The sequence below is a fragment of the Duganella paludis genome (assembly GCF_054461335.1).
Map to the genome: position 1 here is coordinate 1735934 of NZ_CM136922.1, position 15363 is coordinate 1751296.

A 15363-nucleotide genomic window follows, 5' to 3' on the forward strand; every position below is an offset into this window, starting at 1 on the left:
CAGCCGACCAGCCATGAAACCAAGCTCGCTTGCCCTGCCCGCCCTGTTGACCGCATTATTGGTCGCGATTACCGCATCGGCCGCCCCGATCAAGGATCCGGTCGAATGGGTGAATCCCTTGATGGGCACCGCAAGCAAGCCTGAACTCTCCAACGGCAATACCTATCCCACCATCGCCCTGCCGTGGGGGATGAATTTCTGGACGCCGCAAACCGGCAAAATGGGCAACGGCTGGACCTACAGCTACGACGCCGACAAGATCCGCGGCTTCAAGCAGACGCACCAGCCCTCGCCGTGGATGAACGACTACGGCCAGTTCGCCATCATGCCGGTGACGGGTAAGCTCAAGTTCACACAGGACGACCGCGCCAGCTGGTTCTCGCACAAGGCCGAAGTGGCCAAGCCTTACTACTACAGCGTGTACCTGGCCGACGCCGACGTCACCACCGAGATCACGCCCACCGAGCGCGCCGCGCAGTTCCGCTTCACCTGGCCGAAAACCGACCAGGCCTATGTGGTGGTGGACGCCTACGACAAGGGCTCCTACGTCAAGGTGATTCCAGCCGAACGAAAAGTGGTCGGCTACAGCACCCGCTACGCGCGCGGCCCGCTGCCGAAGAACTTCAAGAACTACTTCGTCATCTACTTCGACAAGCCATTCACCTCGGCCCAGATCTGGAGCGAAGACAAGCTGGTGGAAGGCGTGACGGAACTGGCAAGCAACCATAGCGGCGCGGTGCTCGGCTTCAAGACCGAAAAGGGCGAGAAGGTGGGCATGCGCGTGGCCTCGTCCTTCATCAGCGAGCAGCAGGCGGAACTCAACCTCCAGCGCGAACTGGCGAGCGACAGCTTCGACACCACGGCGCACAAGGGCAAGGACATGTGGAACAAGACGCTGGGCCGCATCAGCGTCGAAGGCGGCAGCGAGGAGCAGACGCGTACCTTCTATTCGAGCCTGTACCGCATGCTGTTCTTCCCCAACAAACTGTACGAGATCGACGCCGACAACCAGATCGTCCACTGGAGTCCCTACAACGGCGAAACGCTGCCTGGCTATATGTTCGCCGGCACCGGCTTCTGGGACACCTTCCGCGCGCTGTATCCCTTCCTGAACCTGATGTACCCGTCGATCAACCGCGAGATGCAGGCGGGCCTGGTCAACGACTACAAGGAAGGCGGCTGGCTGCCCGAGTGGTCCAGCCCCGGCCTGGCCAACGTCATGATCGGGAATAACTCGGCCTCGGTAGTGGCCGAGGCCTATGTCAAAGGCTTGCGCGGCTACGATATCGAAACGCTGTGGCAAGCGCTCAAGCACGGCGCCGACAACGAAGGACCGATGGATGCCGTGGGCCGCAAGGGCGTCAAGTTCTACAACGAACTCGGTTACGTGCCCTACGACGTCAAGATCAAGGAGAACGCCGCACGCACGCTGGAATACGCCTATGACGACTTCGCCATCTACCAACTAGGGAAGGCGTTGGGCAAGCCGGAATTCGAAATCGCCATCTACAAGCAGCGTGCCATGAACTACAAGAAGCTGTTCGATCCGGAAACGGGCCTCATGCGCGGCAAGAACCAGGACGGCAGCTTCCAGTCGCCGTTCAACCCCTTCAAATGGGGCGACGCTTTCACCGAAGGGAATAGCTGGCACTACACCTGGTCCGTGTTCCAGGACGTGAACGGCTTGATGGACCTGATGGGCGGACGCGAAAAGTTCGTCGCCAAGCTCGATGAAGTCTTCACGCTGCCGCCGACCTTCGATGAGAGCTACTACGGAGAAGTAATCCACGAGATCCGCGAAATGCAGATCGCGAACATGGGCCAGTACGCGCATGGCAACCAGCCGATCCAGCACATGATCTACCTGTACGGCTACGCCGGCGCGCCGTGGAAGACGCAGTACTGGGCGCGCGAGACCATGAACCGCTTATACAAACCGACGCCGGACGGCTATTGCGGCGACGAGGACAACGGCCAGACCTCCGCCTGGTACGTGTTCTCGGCGCTGGGCTTCTACCCGGTGACGCCGGCCGTGCCGCAATACGTGGTGGGTGCACCGCTGTTCAAAAAAGCCACGCTGACGCTGGAAAGCGGCAAGCAGATCGTCATCAACGCGCCGGCCAATGGCGACAGCCGCCGCTATGTCGGCGGCTTGAAAGTGAACGGCAAGCCTTACGCCCACAACTGGTTCGATCACGCCGCCCTGCTGCGCGGCGCCACGCTGGACTTCGACATGTCCGCCACGCCCAACACGCGGCGCGGCACCGCAACCGCCGATGCGCCCTACTCCCTATCCAAACCGTAAGGATGCGCTGAACGTGCTATGATATGATTTCCATGTGGAAAGAGAGTTATGTTTTCCACATCACGAGCCCTGCCCCGCTCCGTTAAACGCCAGTGCCCTGCCCCGCACGCATAGTTGATTTGCTCTAGGGATTTGCACATGACGTTACCTTGTGAACTGACGGAGGCGCGCCGGCTCGACGCCCTCCACAAACTCAATCTGCTCGACACCCCAGCCAGCGAAGCGTTCGATCGGATCACGCGCATGGCCGCCAGCGTGTTCAAGTTGCCGATCGCCGCCATCTCGCTGACCGACACCGACCGCCAATGGTTCAAGTCGCGCGTCGGCGTTGAACACACCAGCATCCCGCGCCTGCGCGCACCGTGCGGCCACGTGGCCGACAGCAGCACTGTGCTGCTCATTCCCGATCTGCTGGAAGACGACAATTACCGCGACAGCGCACTGGCCGGCAGCGGCATCCGCTACTACGCCGGCGCGCCGCTCATCACTGCGGACGGCCACTGCCTGGGCGCAATGTGCGTGCTCGGCACCGAGCCGCGCGACACCACGCCGCAGGAGCTGTCCGCTCTGTGCGACCTGGCCGGCATGGTGATGGCGCAGATCGAACTGCAGCACGCGCTGGGCCGCGTCGACGCCGTCAGCGGCCTGCCCAACCGCCAGCAGTTCTTTGACGATTTCCAGGACCTGCAACTCGATGCGGCCGAGGGCGAGCAACGCCTGGCGGTGTTGATCAATCTGGCCACGCTCGATCAGCTGGCGCACGCGGCACGCGCCATGAAATCCTCCTACCTGGACGATCTGGTGACGGAGGGCGCGCGCTGGCTGCGCGCGGAAATCAGCGCCGGCCACCGCATGTACCACGTGGCGACCGCGCAGTTCATGCTGCTGTCGGCGCCGGGCGAAACACTGGAAACCTGGCTGCCGCGCGTGGAAGCGAAGATGCAGATGGCCGTCAGCGTCGCCAAGACCCGCTATGTGGCCACGCCGACCGCCGGCGTGGTGCCGTTCGACGTCGGCCGCGACGACAGCCTGGCGGTGCTGCGCAAGGCGCGCAGCGCGGCTCAGGACGCGATCGATTATCCCTCGCATGTCGCCGTCTATTCGCAGGAAGAAGACGCGCTGTATCAGCGCCGCTTCCGCCTGCTCAACGACTTCGGTGCGGCACTGGAAAGCGATGACCAACTGCGGCTGGTGTACCAGCCGCGCATCGATGTCGGCAGCGATAGCTGCGTCGGCGCCGAGGCCCTGCTGCGCTGGAATCATCCGCTGCTGGGCCCTGTCGGGCCGGCGGAATTCATTCCCATCATCGAGCGTTCCGGCCTGGCGCAAGCCACCACCGCGTGGGTGATCGACACGGCGCTGCGCCAGCAGCAGGCCTGGCGCGCCATCGGCGTGGTGTTGCAGGTATCGGTGAACGTGTCGGCCGCCAACCTGATCGAAGCGGGATTCGCCGCCAGCGTGGCGGACGGCCTGGCGCGCTACGGCCTGCGGCCGGAGTGCCTGGAGCTGGAGATCACGGAGAGCGCCATCATGGAGCAGCCGGTCAAGGCGCACGCCACCCTGGACGCCATTGCGGCGCTGGGCGTGCGCCTGGCCATCGACGATTTCGGCACCGGCTACAGCAGCCTGGCCTACCTTCAATCCATGCCGGCCAATGTGGTGAAGATCGACCAGTCCTTCATCCGCGACCTGGCCAGCGACCCGCGCCAGCAGGCGCTGGTGCGCGCCATGATCACGCTGTCGCAGGACCTGGGCCACCACGTGGTGGCCGAAGGCGTGGAGACCAAGGCGGTGCTGGACTTCCTGCGCGAGGCAGGTTGCGACGAAGTCCAGGGCTATCTGTTTGCGGCCCCGCTGGAAGCGAAGGCCTTCGTGGATTACTCCTGCCCGATCAGCACCACGGCGTTGCGCGTGCCGAAGTTGACGCTGTCGCCACGCACCACGGCGGTCTTGCCGCTGTAGTAGTCCTTGACCTTCTGGCCGTTGGCGAACACGCCGTGCACCTTGATGCTGGTCGGCTTGTCGGTCGGCAGATCCAGCGCCACCACCACCTTGTCGCGCAAGCCGTCCTTTTCATATGTGCGCTTGAATACATATGGTTTGGCTTGAAGCTGCTGATGCACGCCGTCGCCCACCGCAACGTGCGCCTTGCGGAACAGGCCCAGTTTGGCCCAGTGCGCGCGCACTTCGGCGACCTTGTAACCGTCGCGCGCCACGTTCTGTTCCAGCTCATTCCAGTTCATGAAGGAGCGCAGCTTGGCGTCGCCAGTCGCTTCGGCGATATCGAGCTTGCGCGCGGTTTCATCGCCGTAGTAAATCTGCGCCGCGCCGGGGGCCAGCAGCAGCTTGGTCGCGCTCTCGAACGGCTTCTTGCGCGAGGCGTCGAACGGCGCACCGTCGTCGTGCGAATCCAGATAGTTCAATACCGAGTAGCCGGTGAGCGCGCCGCCGTGCAGGGCGTTGGAGTAGGCGCTGAAGATGGCCTCATAGTCCTTCTTGGCGTCGTGCACCAGGCCGAAGTTGATCATGCTGTTGAAGTTGGCCTGGTAGTAGTTGACGTACTGGCCGCTGCCCAGATGGTGCGACTGCCCTTCGGCGATGTTGTAGTTGTAGACCTCCGCCACCGAGAAGAATTTGTCGTCGCCGAGTTTCTTTTCCGGGTTGGCCTTCTTCCAGTCCTCGTAGGCCAGCGACGCTTCCTTCAACAGTTCCTTCCACGCCTTCGGCTCCACGTGCTTGACGGTGTCGGCGCGGAAGCCGTCCACGCCGTACTTGCGGATCCAGTCGGTGTGCCACTTGATCAGGTAGTAGCGCGGCGCGCGTGGATAGCCGGTGCGGGCGAAGAACTCGTTCAAGCTCCTGACCTCCTCTTCAAAGCGGCCCTCGCGCTGCCACTTCGCCATCAAACGCTCCGGCAGCTCCACCGGCGTGTCGCTATCGGTCAGGAAGTCCGGCAGGTTTTTCACCAGCGTGCATTCAACGAAGGTCTTGGCGTCCTTGTAGGTGCATACAGGGCCGGTGCGGACCCAGTCCTTCGGCCACACCGGATCGATCTCCGTCACCGGGCCGGTTTGGTTCATCACCACGTCCAGCACCACGCGGATGCCGTGCGCATGGGCGGCATCGACCAGATTGCGGAAGTCGTTCTCGGTGCCGATGTTGGCGTCAACCGTGGTGAAGTCGGAAGCCCAGTAGCCGTGGAAGCCGTAGGAGCGGCCGGTGCCTTCGTCGGTGCCGTCGTGGATCTGCTCGACCGGTGGCGTCACCCAGATGGCGGTCACGCCCAGGGAATCGAAATAGCCCTCGTTGATCTTGTTGATGATGCCGGCCAGGTCGCCGCCCATGTAGCCGCGCAGCGGCGCGGCGTCGGCGCGGCGATCGTAGGCCAGGTCGTTGCCGTTGAAGGCGTTGCTGAAACGGTCCGTCAGCAGGAAATAGACTGTCGCGTTCTCCCACAGGAATGGCTTGGGCTTTTCCGCAGCCAGCGCGGTGGTGCTTGCACCCAATGCCAGGGTCAGTGCGAGTGTGGTCAATTTCATGCTGTCGTCCTTATAGTGGTTTTATGTCGTGACTGTGGGATGGGCGCGACCGGTCCAGTCGGCGATGCCCGCCACCTGCTCGGCGATCAAGATCAGCGGGTAAAGCGCCTGTTGCGTCGGCAGATGGTGGTGAGCCGGGTCGGCTTCGTAGCGTTCCAGGTAGACGCGCAGCGTCGCCCCTTCGGTGCCGGTGCCCGACAGGCGGAACACGATGCGCGAACCGTTCGTCATGACGATGCGCACACCCTGTTGTTTGGAGACCGAGCCGTCGACCGGATCGGTGTATTCGAAATCGTCGGCCAGCGACACCACGTAGTGGCCCAGGTCCTGCCCCACCATCGCGGTCAGCTTGATGCGCAGGGAGGCCATGAGTTCATTGGCGGCGTGGGTGTCCACGCCTTCGTAGTCATGGCGCGAATAGTAGTTGCGGCCGAAGCGCGCCCAGTGCTCGCCCACCAGCTGCTCGACCGACTTGCCGCTGGCGGCCAGCAGGTTAAGCCAGAACAGCACGGCCCACAGGCCATCTTTTTCGCGGATGTGGTCCGAGCCGGTGCCGTAGCTCTCTTCGCCGCACAGCGTGGCCTTGCCGGCGTCGAGCAGGTTGCCGAAGAACTTCCAGCCGGTCGGCGTCTCGAAGCTCGGGATGCCCAGCGCCTCCGCCACGCGGTCGGCCGCCTGCGAGGTCGGCATCGAGCGGGCGATGCCTTTCAGGCCGGCGCGGTAGCCCGGCGCCACGGTGGCGTTGGCGGCCAGCACGGCCAGGCTGTCCGATGGCGTGACGTCGAATTTACGGCCGAGGATCATATTGCGATCGCCGTCACCGTCGGAGGCGGCGCCGAAGTCGGGCGCGTTTTCAGCGGCCATAATGGCGATCAGCTGCGCGGCGTTGACGGGATTGGGGTCCGGATGGTGGCCGCCGAAATCCTCCAGCGGCACGCCATTGATCACGGTGCCGGCCGGAGCGCCAAGCTGCCCTTCGATGATGGCCTTGGCATACGGGCCGGAGACGGCCGACATGCCGTCGAAGCACATGCGGAAGCCGCCGGCGAACAGCTTGCGGATGGCGTCGAAGTCGAACAGCTGCTGCATCAGTTCCGCGTAGTCGGCCACGGAGTCGATCACTTCCACGTCCATCTGTTCCACGCGCGCCGGGCCGAGGCGATTGAGGTCGATATCGGCGGCGTCGCTGATGCGGTACTGCTGGATAGTTTCGGTGCGGTGGAAGATCGCCTCGGTCACGCCCTCGGGCGCCGGGCCGCCGTTGGCGATGTTGTACTTGATGCCGAAGTCGCCATCCGGGCCGCCGGGATTATGGCTGGCCGACAGCACGATGCCGCCGAGGGCGGCGTGCTTGCGGATCACGCAGCTGACGGCGGGCGTGGACAGGATGCCGCCCTGCCCCACCAGCACCTTGGCGAAGCCGTGCGCCGCCGCCATGCGCAGAATGGTCTGCACGGCGGTGCGGTTGTGATAGCGGCCATCGCCGCCCAGCACCAGCGTCTTGCCGCTGCAATCGCCGAGCGTGTCGAACACGCTCTGGACGAAGTTTTCAAGGTAATGGGCTTGCTGGAAAGCGCTGACCTTCTTGCGCAGGCCGGAAGTACCCGGCCGCTGGCCGGGGAAAGGCGTGGTGCTGACGGTTTTGATGCTCATGTTCGCTCCGCAAAAGTAAGTGAATAATTCTTGTCTCGCGAACAATATTACATCATACGGGTTCGGCCTCGTCGCGCACTATGAGCGTCAACACACCGGCGACGACCATGCACACACCGCCCAACATCAAGGTCTTGACCGAGTGGCCGCCGAACCAGTACTTGGTGACGAAGCCCAGTACCAGGCCGCTGACGATCTGCGGAATCACGATGAAGAAGTTGAACAGGCCCATGAAGTAGCCCATGCGCTTGGGCGGCAGCGCGCCGGCCAGGATCGCATACGGCATGGTCAGGATGCTGGCCCAAGCGATGCCCACGCCGATCATCGGGATGAACAGGGTATTCAAGTCGCGGATCGCGTAGATGCTGAACAAGCTGGCGCCGCCGATGATCAAGCAAGTCAGGTGCACGATCTTGCGGCTGGTGTAGCGCGCGAACACCGGCAGGATGAACGCGGCCAGCGCCGACACGCCGCCGTACACGGCGAACATCACGCCCACATGGTTGCCCGCTTCCTGGAACGCGGCCGATTGCGCGTCGGTGGTGCCGAACACGTTTTCGCTGACGGCGTTGGTGGTGTAGATCCACATCGCGAACAGCGCGATCCAGGTGAAGAACTGCACGGCCGCCAACTGCACCATGGTCTTCGGCATCTTGGTGAAGCCGCTGAAGATTTCGGTGATGGCATGGCCCAGGCCCTTGCTGCGCAGCTGCTCGGCGCGGAACGCGACCATGTCTTCCGGCGGCAGTTCCTTCGCGGTCAGCACGGTCCACATCACGGCCAGGAAGTACACGGCGCCGCCGGCGTAGAACGAGTAACGCACGGTGTCCGGGATGCCACCATCGACCGGCACGTTGGCCACGCCGAAGTGGGTGAAGATGGTCGGCAGCATGGAGGCGATCACCGCGCCCCAGCCGATGAAGAAGGTCTGCATCGCGAAGCCGGCGGTCTGCTGCGACGGTCCGAGCTTGTCCCCGACGAAGGCGCGGAACGGTTCCATCGACACGTTGATGGCGCCGTCGAGCAACCACAGGACCACCACGGCCATCCACAGCGACGAGGAATTCGGCATCAGGAACAGGGCGATGGACGCCAGCAGCGCGCCGACGAAGAAGAACGGACGGCGGCGGCCCCAGGTCGGGTGCCAGGTGTTGTCGCTCAGGTAGCCGATCACGGGCTGCACCAGCAGGCCGGTCACCGGCGCGGCCAGCCAGAACAGGGAAAGATCGTCGGGATTGGCGCCCAGCGTGGAGAATATGCGGCTAACGTTGGCGTTTTGCAGCGCGAAGCCGAATTGGATGCCGAAGAAGCCGAGGCTCATGTTCCACAGCTGCCAGAACGACAGGATGGGCTTATTACTGGAAGAGTGCATGCTGCGCGTCCCGTATTTTGAAATTTGTAGGAAAATAACACGCCACCCCAGGCATGTCAATCGGAAGAACTTCCTAGTAAAATGAAGGAAATAAGCCTATTCAGAGGCACGGCTATGGTGTCAAATGTAGCCAAACAACAAAACTCACAGACGACTACGAGACCCTAGACATGACCATTAACTCATTTGCAACCCTGGCCACCGTCACGCTGCTGGCCAGCCAGGCCGCGCTGGCGCAAAACGCCGACCGCAAGTTCGACGGCGTCACCCAACGCGAAGGCCACCTTGAAGTGCGCACCAGCGACGGCCACTACCTGATCAAGCCCTACTCCACCGGCATCGTCGAAACCACCTTCGTCCCGAAGGGCGAAACGGTGGACCCGGCCTCGCACGCCGTGGTGCTGGCGCCGGCCGATGTGAAAACCACCTTGAAGCAAAAAGGCGGCAGCTATGAATATGCCACATCCGGCATCACCGTCACCATTACCCGCGCGCCGTTCAAAATCGCCTACGCCTACAAGGGCAAGCCGCTGGTGGCGGAAAAGCGCGGCTACATCCATGTGAAAGACAGCGTCACCACCGGCAGCAAGGATATCAATAAAGGCGAGGCGCGCACACTGGAAGCCATCGAATTCGCCATCGACAAGAACGAAGCGTTGTACGGCGCCGGCTCGCGCGCGGTGGGCATGGACCGTCGCGGCCTGCGCTACACCTTGTACAACAAGGCCAACTACGGTTATGGCGACCGCTCGGAGCTGATGGGCTACACCATGCCGATTGCGATGTCGTCCAGGATGTACGCCATCCACTTCGACAATCCGCAAACCGGCTACCTCGATTTCGACAGCAAGAAGAACAACAGCCTGACCTACGAAGCCATCGGCGGGCGCAAGACCTACCAGGTGATCGCCGGCGATACCTGGGAAGACGTGGTGGGCAACTACACCAGCCTGACCGGCAAACAACCGCTGCCGCCGCGCTGGGCCTTCGGTAACTTCGCCATGCGCTTCGGTTATCACAACGAGCAGGAAGCCCGCACCACGGTCGACAAGTTCATCGCCGAAGATATTCCGCTCGACGCCATCGTGTTCGACCTGTACTGGTTCGGCAAGGAAGTCAAAGGCACGATGGGCAATCTGGCGTGGGACAAGGACAGCTTCCCGAACCCGGAAGGCATGATCGCCGACTTCCAGAAAAAAGGCGTGCAGACGGTGGTGATTACCGAGCCGTTCGTGGTCGATACCTCCAAGCGCTGGCAAGAGGCGGTGGACAAGAAGGTGCTGGCCACCGGGCCGGATGGCAAGCCGATGACCTATGACTTCTTCTTCGGCCACACCGGCATCATCGACATCTTCGACAAGCAGGGCAAGGACTGGTACTGGGACATCTACAAAGGCCTGCGCCAGCAGGGCGTGACCGGCGTGTGGGGCGACCTGGGCGAGCCGGAGATGCATCCGACCGAAACGCGCCACGCCACCGGCACGGCGGACCAGGTGCACAACATCTACGGCCATCAATGGGCGCGGCTGGTGGCCGAGGGCTACCAGCAGGACTTCCCGACCGAGCGTCCATTCATCCTGATGCGCTCCGGTTATTCGGGCACGCAGCGCTACGGCATCATCCCGTGGTCGGGCGACGTTGATCGCGGCTGGGGCGGATTGCAATCGCAGCCGGAAATCGCGCTGCAGATGGGCATGCAGGGCGTGGGCTATATGCACTCGGACCTGGGCGGCTTCGCCAACCCGGTGCTGGACAATGAGCTGTACACGCGCTGGCTGCAGTACGGCGTGTTCCAGCCGGTGTTCCGTCCGCACGCGCAGGAGGAAGTGCCGTCGGAGCCGGTCTACCGCGAAGACAAGACCAAGGCGCTGGCGCGCGAAGCGATCCGCCTGCGCTATCGCCTGCTGCCATACAACTACACGCTGGGCTTCGACAACAACCAGCAAGGCTTGCCGCTGATGCGTCCGATGATGTACGAGGAACCGGGCAACGCCAAGGTGCGCGCCATGTCGTCGACCTATTTGTGGGGCAAGGACTTCCTGGTGACGCCGGTGCTGAAGCAAGGCGCCACCAAGGCCGACGTCTACTTCCCCGCCCGCAGCGCGTGGTTCGACTTCTACACCGGCGAACGCCAGGCCGGCGGCGCCACGCGCTCGATCGAACTGGCGGCGGACCACGTGCCGGTGTATGTGCGTGCCGGCGCGTTTGTGCCGATGGCGAAAGTGGTGCAGACCACGCGCGACTACAACACGAAGAACATCGAGCTGCATTACTGGCACGATGCGTCGGCAAAAGCCGGCAGCGGCAAGCTGTATGACGACGACGGCCTGACCGCGCAGTCCTACGAACAAGGCAAGTACGAACTGCTGCGCTTCACCAGCAAGCTTGATGGCAAAGCCCTGTCGCTGAAGGTGGAGTCGGAAGTGGGCAAGCAGTGGCAGCGCCCGGAGCGCGGTATCAGCGTGAAGGTCCACACCATCACCGCCGCGCCATCATCGGTACGGGTGGACGGCAAGGTCGCCGTGTTCGGATGGGACCAGAAGACCTTCCAGCTCGCCGTGGACCTGCCGGCCAGCGACGCCGCCAGCCGCAGCGTCGACATCGCCCTGTAACTCGCCGCCGGCTCTCCGCTTACTGCGGTGGAGAGCCGGTCGGCGCGTACAGCGCGCTCTGGAACTCGGGCACGTATTCGTACTTCATCATCCGCCCCAGCTTGAGCGATTTGATGTAGGTGGAAAAGCTGCCGTCGCCCAGTTTCAAATCGACGGCGTCCGCGCTGCTGCTGGTGGCGTAGCGAAGCTGGCGCGAAAGCGCATAGCCGTAAGTGAGGCGGCCTTGCTTGTCCAGATTGGTGAAGCTGCTCTTCACGATCTCGGGCTGGGTGGCAAGGTCGCCCAGCTTCTTCCCTTCCAAAACAAAATCGACCTTGCCCGTTGCGCTGTCGGTCACGACGACCGAGATGGTTTGATCGGTCTCTTTGAACTCGATCCCCGTCAGCCACTTGGGCAGGTTGTAGCCCACCACGCCGCGCACCTTCGCCAGCTCTGTATTCACGGGCAGCTTCAACACATAGCCCCAGAAATCGCCGGAAGATGATTGCCCCATCAACGTGAAGGGACCAAAGCTGGACTTGCCCGGCTTGTTGGTGACCACCGACAGCGAGATCTCGTTGTAGCTGTCGTTGTCGCAGTACTGGTAGGCATAAGCGGTCAGCGCGACCACGCCTCGGCCCGGCCATACCTGCAGGGGCTGGACCTCCTTGCGCACCTGCTCCGGCATCAACTCGCGCAGCCGCTCGATATCTGCGGTGAACACGGCGGTGATCTTGCTGTTCTTGTAGTAAAAGTTGGGCGAGTACGATTCGAAGCCGATATCGACCTTCTCCTTTTTCAAGCTGCGGAACCAGCTGAGATCCACATCCGGCGCCTCCGCCGCAATCACCGACAGCGGCGGATTCGAACGGTAGCGGTCATACAATCCGCCGGCGGCGACCGGCACCGCGTGGCCGCCAACATCAATCATGGTCTGCGCCTGGGACGACGCGCTCACCATCAGTCCTGCAACCGCCAGGGTTTTCAAGATATTCATACATCACTCCTTTATGAGAATGGAGGCAAGATAAGCTTGAAGCTCGGTTCAAGGTCAAGCACCAAAATACAACGCTTGACCTTCAAGTGAGGTTTAGACTTATAGTGCCGTCACCTATGGAGGGAACATGAAAATCGGCGAACTGGCGACACGCAGCGGCACCCCGGCATCGACCATCCGGTTCTACGAGTCCAAAGGCTTGTTGAAACTTGGGAAGCGGCAGTCGAACGGCTATCGCGACTATCCGCTGGAAGCGGTGGCTGTGCTATCGATCATCGACAGCGCCCAGCAGGCCGGCTTTTCGCTGGAAGAGATCAAGCAGGTGCTGCCGGAAGACTTCTCCTCGTGGCAGCACGAGAACCTGATGACCGCGCTAAAAAAGAAAGTGGCCGATATCGAATCGCTGGAAGTGAAGCTCGCGCAAAACAAAGCCCACCTGCTTAGCCTGATCCACCTGATCGACACCAAGCCGGACGACGTGGAGTGCAAGGACAACGCCACACGAGTACTGAACAGCATGAACATCCCCGACTCCGGCGCCAAGACCTCACAATAGTTGTGCTATTCCTGCCCGCTTCTCACGGAAAAAACCCCAGGCCGCCTCGGCGACCTCCAGGTCGGCGTTCTGGGAGCCGGTCATCCAGTTGACGAAGCGCGGGTAGCGCTTCAGGCGGCTCGGCTCCGCATGGCCCGCGCCTTCGATCCGGTACAGGCCGACTTGCAGGCTATCCGGCGCCCGGCCCCAGATGGAACGCGTGACGCTGGGCGTGAGGTTGACGACCTCCGGCGCGTCCGGCAAGCCGGCCAACTCGCGCCATACAAGCACAGAGTCTTCGATGCCGCGCACCGGTTCGGCAAAGCCGAGCGCATACCAGGGTTTGCCGCCGTGATAGTGAATCAGCGGATCGGCTGTGCAGCCGAAGATCAGCGCGGACAGCGGCGTCGCCGGCATCTTGCTACGGCCGGGCGGCGGCATCCCGGCCAGCACCACGGAGAACGCGGCCAGCCGGTGCGGGATCTCGGTAGCGGCAGCATAGGCCATCCAGCCGCCGCGCGACACGCCAATCAGGTAGACGCGGGCGGGATCGACATCGTGGTTGGCGATCGCCTCGTCGATCAGCGCGCCGATGAAGGCGACGTCGCTCTTGCGCGCGACCCGCGCAGCCGATGCGAAGCAATCGCTCCAGCCGCCTTTGCCGGCATCCGGCGCCATCACCACCAGTTGCTCGCGCACCGCGATCTCCAGCCACAGTGACAAGGGTGACGGTGGAAACGCCTGTCCCAGCACCTGCTCTGCCGATGCGCCGGCGCCGTGCAGCACCAGGATCAGCGCCCGCCCGCCGGGCGTTGCTGCGGGCGGTGCCGCGACCAGATAGCGACGCGCGCCTTCCGGTCGATCGAGCGTTGCAGCTACCGGCGTCAAGGCTGGTCCGGCGCTATCGCTGGCGCCACGGAAAATTGCACGGAAATCTGATTTCACGCTAGCATAGCTAAGCATTCGTATCCTGTTTCATATTGAGTTTCAGCATCGAGAACAGAGTTTAACGGAGGAACAGATGGCCAAGTACCTGATTTCTTTTCCCAGCGCGGCCATGGTCGTGAGCGAAGCCGATTTGCCGGCGGTGGGCGAGGCTGCGCGTGCGGTCATTGAGGAGGCCAAGGTGGCCGGCGTCTACGTCTACGCCGGCGGCATCAACGAAAGTGTGCCGCCCGTGCTGGTCTCGGCCGACGGCTCGGTGGCCGAAGGCGGCTACCCGTGGGCGCCTGTGCTCAACGGCGGCTTCACGGTGCTGGAACTGCCGTCGCGCGAGGACGCCATCTCATGGGCCGCGCGCATCGCCAAGGCTTGTCAATGTCAGCAAGAACTGCGCGTGTTCCAGTTCGATCCCGCATCATAAAAACCACAAGGAGATCACATGAATATCGGTGCCGTATTGCTCGCAGCCGTTTCCAGCTTTATCCTCGGCGGACTTTGGTATTCGCCAGCGCTGTTCGGCCGCACCTGGAACCATGAGAATGGCGGCGAGAAGCCGCCCGGTCATCCGGCCAAGGTCTTCGGCATCAGCTTCGTGTTCTCCCTGCTCTCGGCCTTTGCTTTCGCCAGCTGGCTCGGCGCCGCGCCGGCGCTGGACACCGCGCTCAAGGCCGGCGCCACAGTCGGCTTTTGCTTCGTCGCCGCCAGCTTCGGCATCAACTACCAGTTCGCCCAACGCTCATTCAAACTGTGGCTGATCGACGGCGGCTACCATACCGCGCAATTCATTTTGTACGGACTGGTGCTGGGACTCTGGCATTGACGTCATAACGGAGTTTGAAGCGTGAATCAACAGACGGTATAAACTGCAGGTATCTATTCTGCGGAGATTGCTATGGATGACACAGTCAATGAGCTTGTTCAGCGGGGGCTAGCCTTATCGAAAGACCAGCGTTCGCACCTGGTTGACCTTTTGCTGGAGTCACTCCAAGAGCCGCCTATTGCAGAAGTTGAAGAGGCCTGGAGCGAAGAGATAGATCGCCGTTTGGCTGTATATGATCGTGGCGAAACCAAAAGCGTCCCGGCAGAAGATGTCTTCATTAAAGCGCGAAGCATTGCAAAATGATCCAGGCACGCTTCCTTCCAGAGGCTGAAGACGAATTAATGAAGGAAGTCGCCTATTATTCAAACGCCGGTTCTGGTTTGGGTGCCAAGTTTCAACTTGCTGTTGAAGAAGCAGTAAAACTCGCGGCCGCAAAACCGGAAGCTGGCACTCCTGCACAAAACGGAACACGCAGAAGGATCATCAAGGGATTTCCTTTTAGCGTCGTCTATCGACCGAGTGATACGGAAATACTCATCGTAGCGCTGGCACATCACCGAAGAAAACCTGGATACTGGTTGGGTAGGAAGGCGTCGAAGTGAGGCGCTC

Annotated in this window: 13 protein-coding genes; 8 read left to right on the top strand and 5 right to left on the bottom strand. The window is 62.3% G+C overall.

Annotated elements, in window-relative coordinates:
- Positions 1-13 precede the first annotated feature (13 nt).
- The gene (locus tag ACXZ1M_RS07840; protein WP_459052610.1) at positions 14-2305 is read left to right on the top strand and encodes a GH92 family glycosyl hydrolase; all 2292 of its coding nucleotides are present in this window, start codon (positions 14-16) and stop codon (positions 2303-2305) included.
- Positions 2306-2443: 138 nt separating this feature from the next.
- Positions 2444-4267, top strand: a complete 1824-nt coding sequence (locus tag ACXZ1M_RS07845) for a sensor domain-containing phosphodiesterase (RefSeq protein ID WP_459052611.1) — start codon at positions 2444-2446, stop codon at positions 4265-4267.
- On the opposite strand, the gene ACXZ1M_RS07850 is transcribed toward ACXZ1M_RS07845, so the two are convergent.
- From ACXZ1M_RS07850 to ACXZ1M_RS07860, 3 genes are read right to left on the bottom strand one after another with little or no spacing between them, the layout of a single operon-like run.
- Entirely contained in the window at positions 4183-5844 is a 1662-nt protein-coding gene (locus tag ACXZ1M_RS07850; RefSeq protein WP_459052612.1) for an alpha-amylase family glycosyl hydrolase, read from the bottom strand. The two genes, ACXZ1M_RS07845 and ACXZ1M_RS07850, sit on opposite strands and share 85 nt — an antisense overlap.
- A gap of 21 nt (positions 5845-5865) precedes the next feature.
- Positions 5866-7497 (bottom strand): alpha-D-glucose phosphate-specific phosphoglucomutase, encoded by a 1632-nt coding sequence (locus tag ACXZ1M_RS07855; RefSeq protein WP_459052613.1) that lies wholly within the window; start codon positions 7495-7497, stop codon positions 5866-5868.
- Positions 7498-7549: 52 nt separating this feature from the next.
- Positions 7550-8869 carry an MFS transporter gene (locus ACXZ1M_RS07860; RefSeq protein WP_459052614.1) on the bottom strand — a complete coding sequence of 440 codons (1320 nt, stop codon included), beginning with the start codon at positions 8867-8869 and terminating at the stop codon, positions 7550-7552.
- Between the two features lie 170 nt (positions 8870-9039).
- Between ACXZ1M_RS07860 and ACXZ1M_RS07865 the strand changes: the two genes are divergently transcribed.
- Positions 9040-11481 carry a glycoside hydrolase family 31 protein gene (locus ACXZ1M_RS07865; RefSeq protein ID WP_459052615.1) on the top strand — a complete coding sequence of 814 codons (2442 nt, stop codon included), beginning with the start codon at positions 9040-9042 and terminating at the stop codon, positions 11479-11481.
- A 19-nt stretch (positions 11482-11500) separates the two neighbouring features.
- Here the strand turns inward: ACXZ1M_RS07865 and ACXZ1M_RS07870 are convergent, their stop codons facing one another.
- Positions 11501-12457: an acetoacetate decarboxylase (ADC) gene (locus ACXZ1M_RS07870; RefSeq protein ID WP_459052616.1), complete on the bottom strand. Its 957-nt coding sequence runs from the start codon at positions 12455-12457 to the stop codon at positions 11501-11503.
- Positions 12458-12584: 127 nt separating this feature from the next.
- On the opposite strand from ACXZ1M_RS07870, the gene ACXZ1M_RS07875 reads away from it, so the two are divergent.
- Positions 12585-13013 (top strand): MerR family transcriptional regulator, encoded by a 429-nt coding sequence (locus ACXZ1M_RS07875; protein WP_459052617.1) that lies wholly within the window; start codon positions 12585-12587, stop codon positions 13011-13013.
- On the opposite strand, the gene ACXZ1M_RS07880 is transcribed toward ACXZ1M_RS07875, so the two are convergent.
- A complete protein-coding gene (locus ACXZ1M_RS07880) occupies positions 13005-13937 on the bottom strand; it encodes a CE1 family esterase (protein WP_459052618.1) in 933 nt (310 codons plus the stop codon). The two genes, ACXZ1M_RS07875 and ACXZ1M_RS07880, sit on opposite strands and share 9 nt — an antisense overlap.
- Positions 13938-14013: 76 nt before the next feature.
- On the opposite strand from ACXZ1M_RS07880, the gene ACXZ1M_RS07885 reads away from it, so the two are divergent.
- The 4 genes from ACXZ1M_RS07885 (at position 14014) to ACXZ1M_RS07900 (ending at position 15356) form a co-directional block, all read left to right on the top strand.
- Positions 14014-14355: a YciI family protein gene (locus ACXZ1M_RS07885; protein ID WP_459052619.1), complete on the top strand. Its 342-nt coding sequence runs from the start codon at positions 14014-14016 to the stop codon at positions 14353-14355.
- 18 nt (positions 14356-14373) lie between these two features.
- A complete protein-coding gene (locus ACXZ1M_RS07890) occupies positions 14374-14754 on the top strand; it encodes a DUF1761 domain-containing protein (RefSeq protein WP_459052620.1) in 381 nt (126 codons plus the stop codon).
- A gap of 72 nt (positions 14755-14826) precedes the next feature.
- Complete coding sequence (locus tag ACXZ1M_RS07895; RefSeq protein WP_459052621.1) at positions 14827-15057, top strand: addiction module protein; 231 nt, start codon at positions 14827-14829, stop codon at positions 15055-15057.
- Positions 15054-15356 carry a type II toxin-antitoxin system RelE/ParE family toxin gene (locus tag ACXZ1M_RS07900; protein WP_459052622.1) on the top strand — a complete coding sequence of 101 codons (303 nt, stop codon included), beginning with the start codon at positions 15054-15056 and terminating at the stop codon, positions 15354-15356. Before ACXZ1M_RS07895 ends, ACXZ1M_RS07900 begins: the two co-directional genes overlap by 4 nt.
- Positions 15357-15363: the final 7 nt, after the last annotated feature.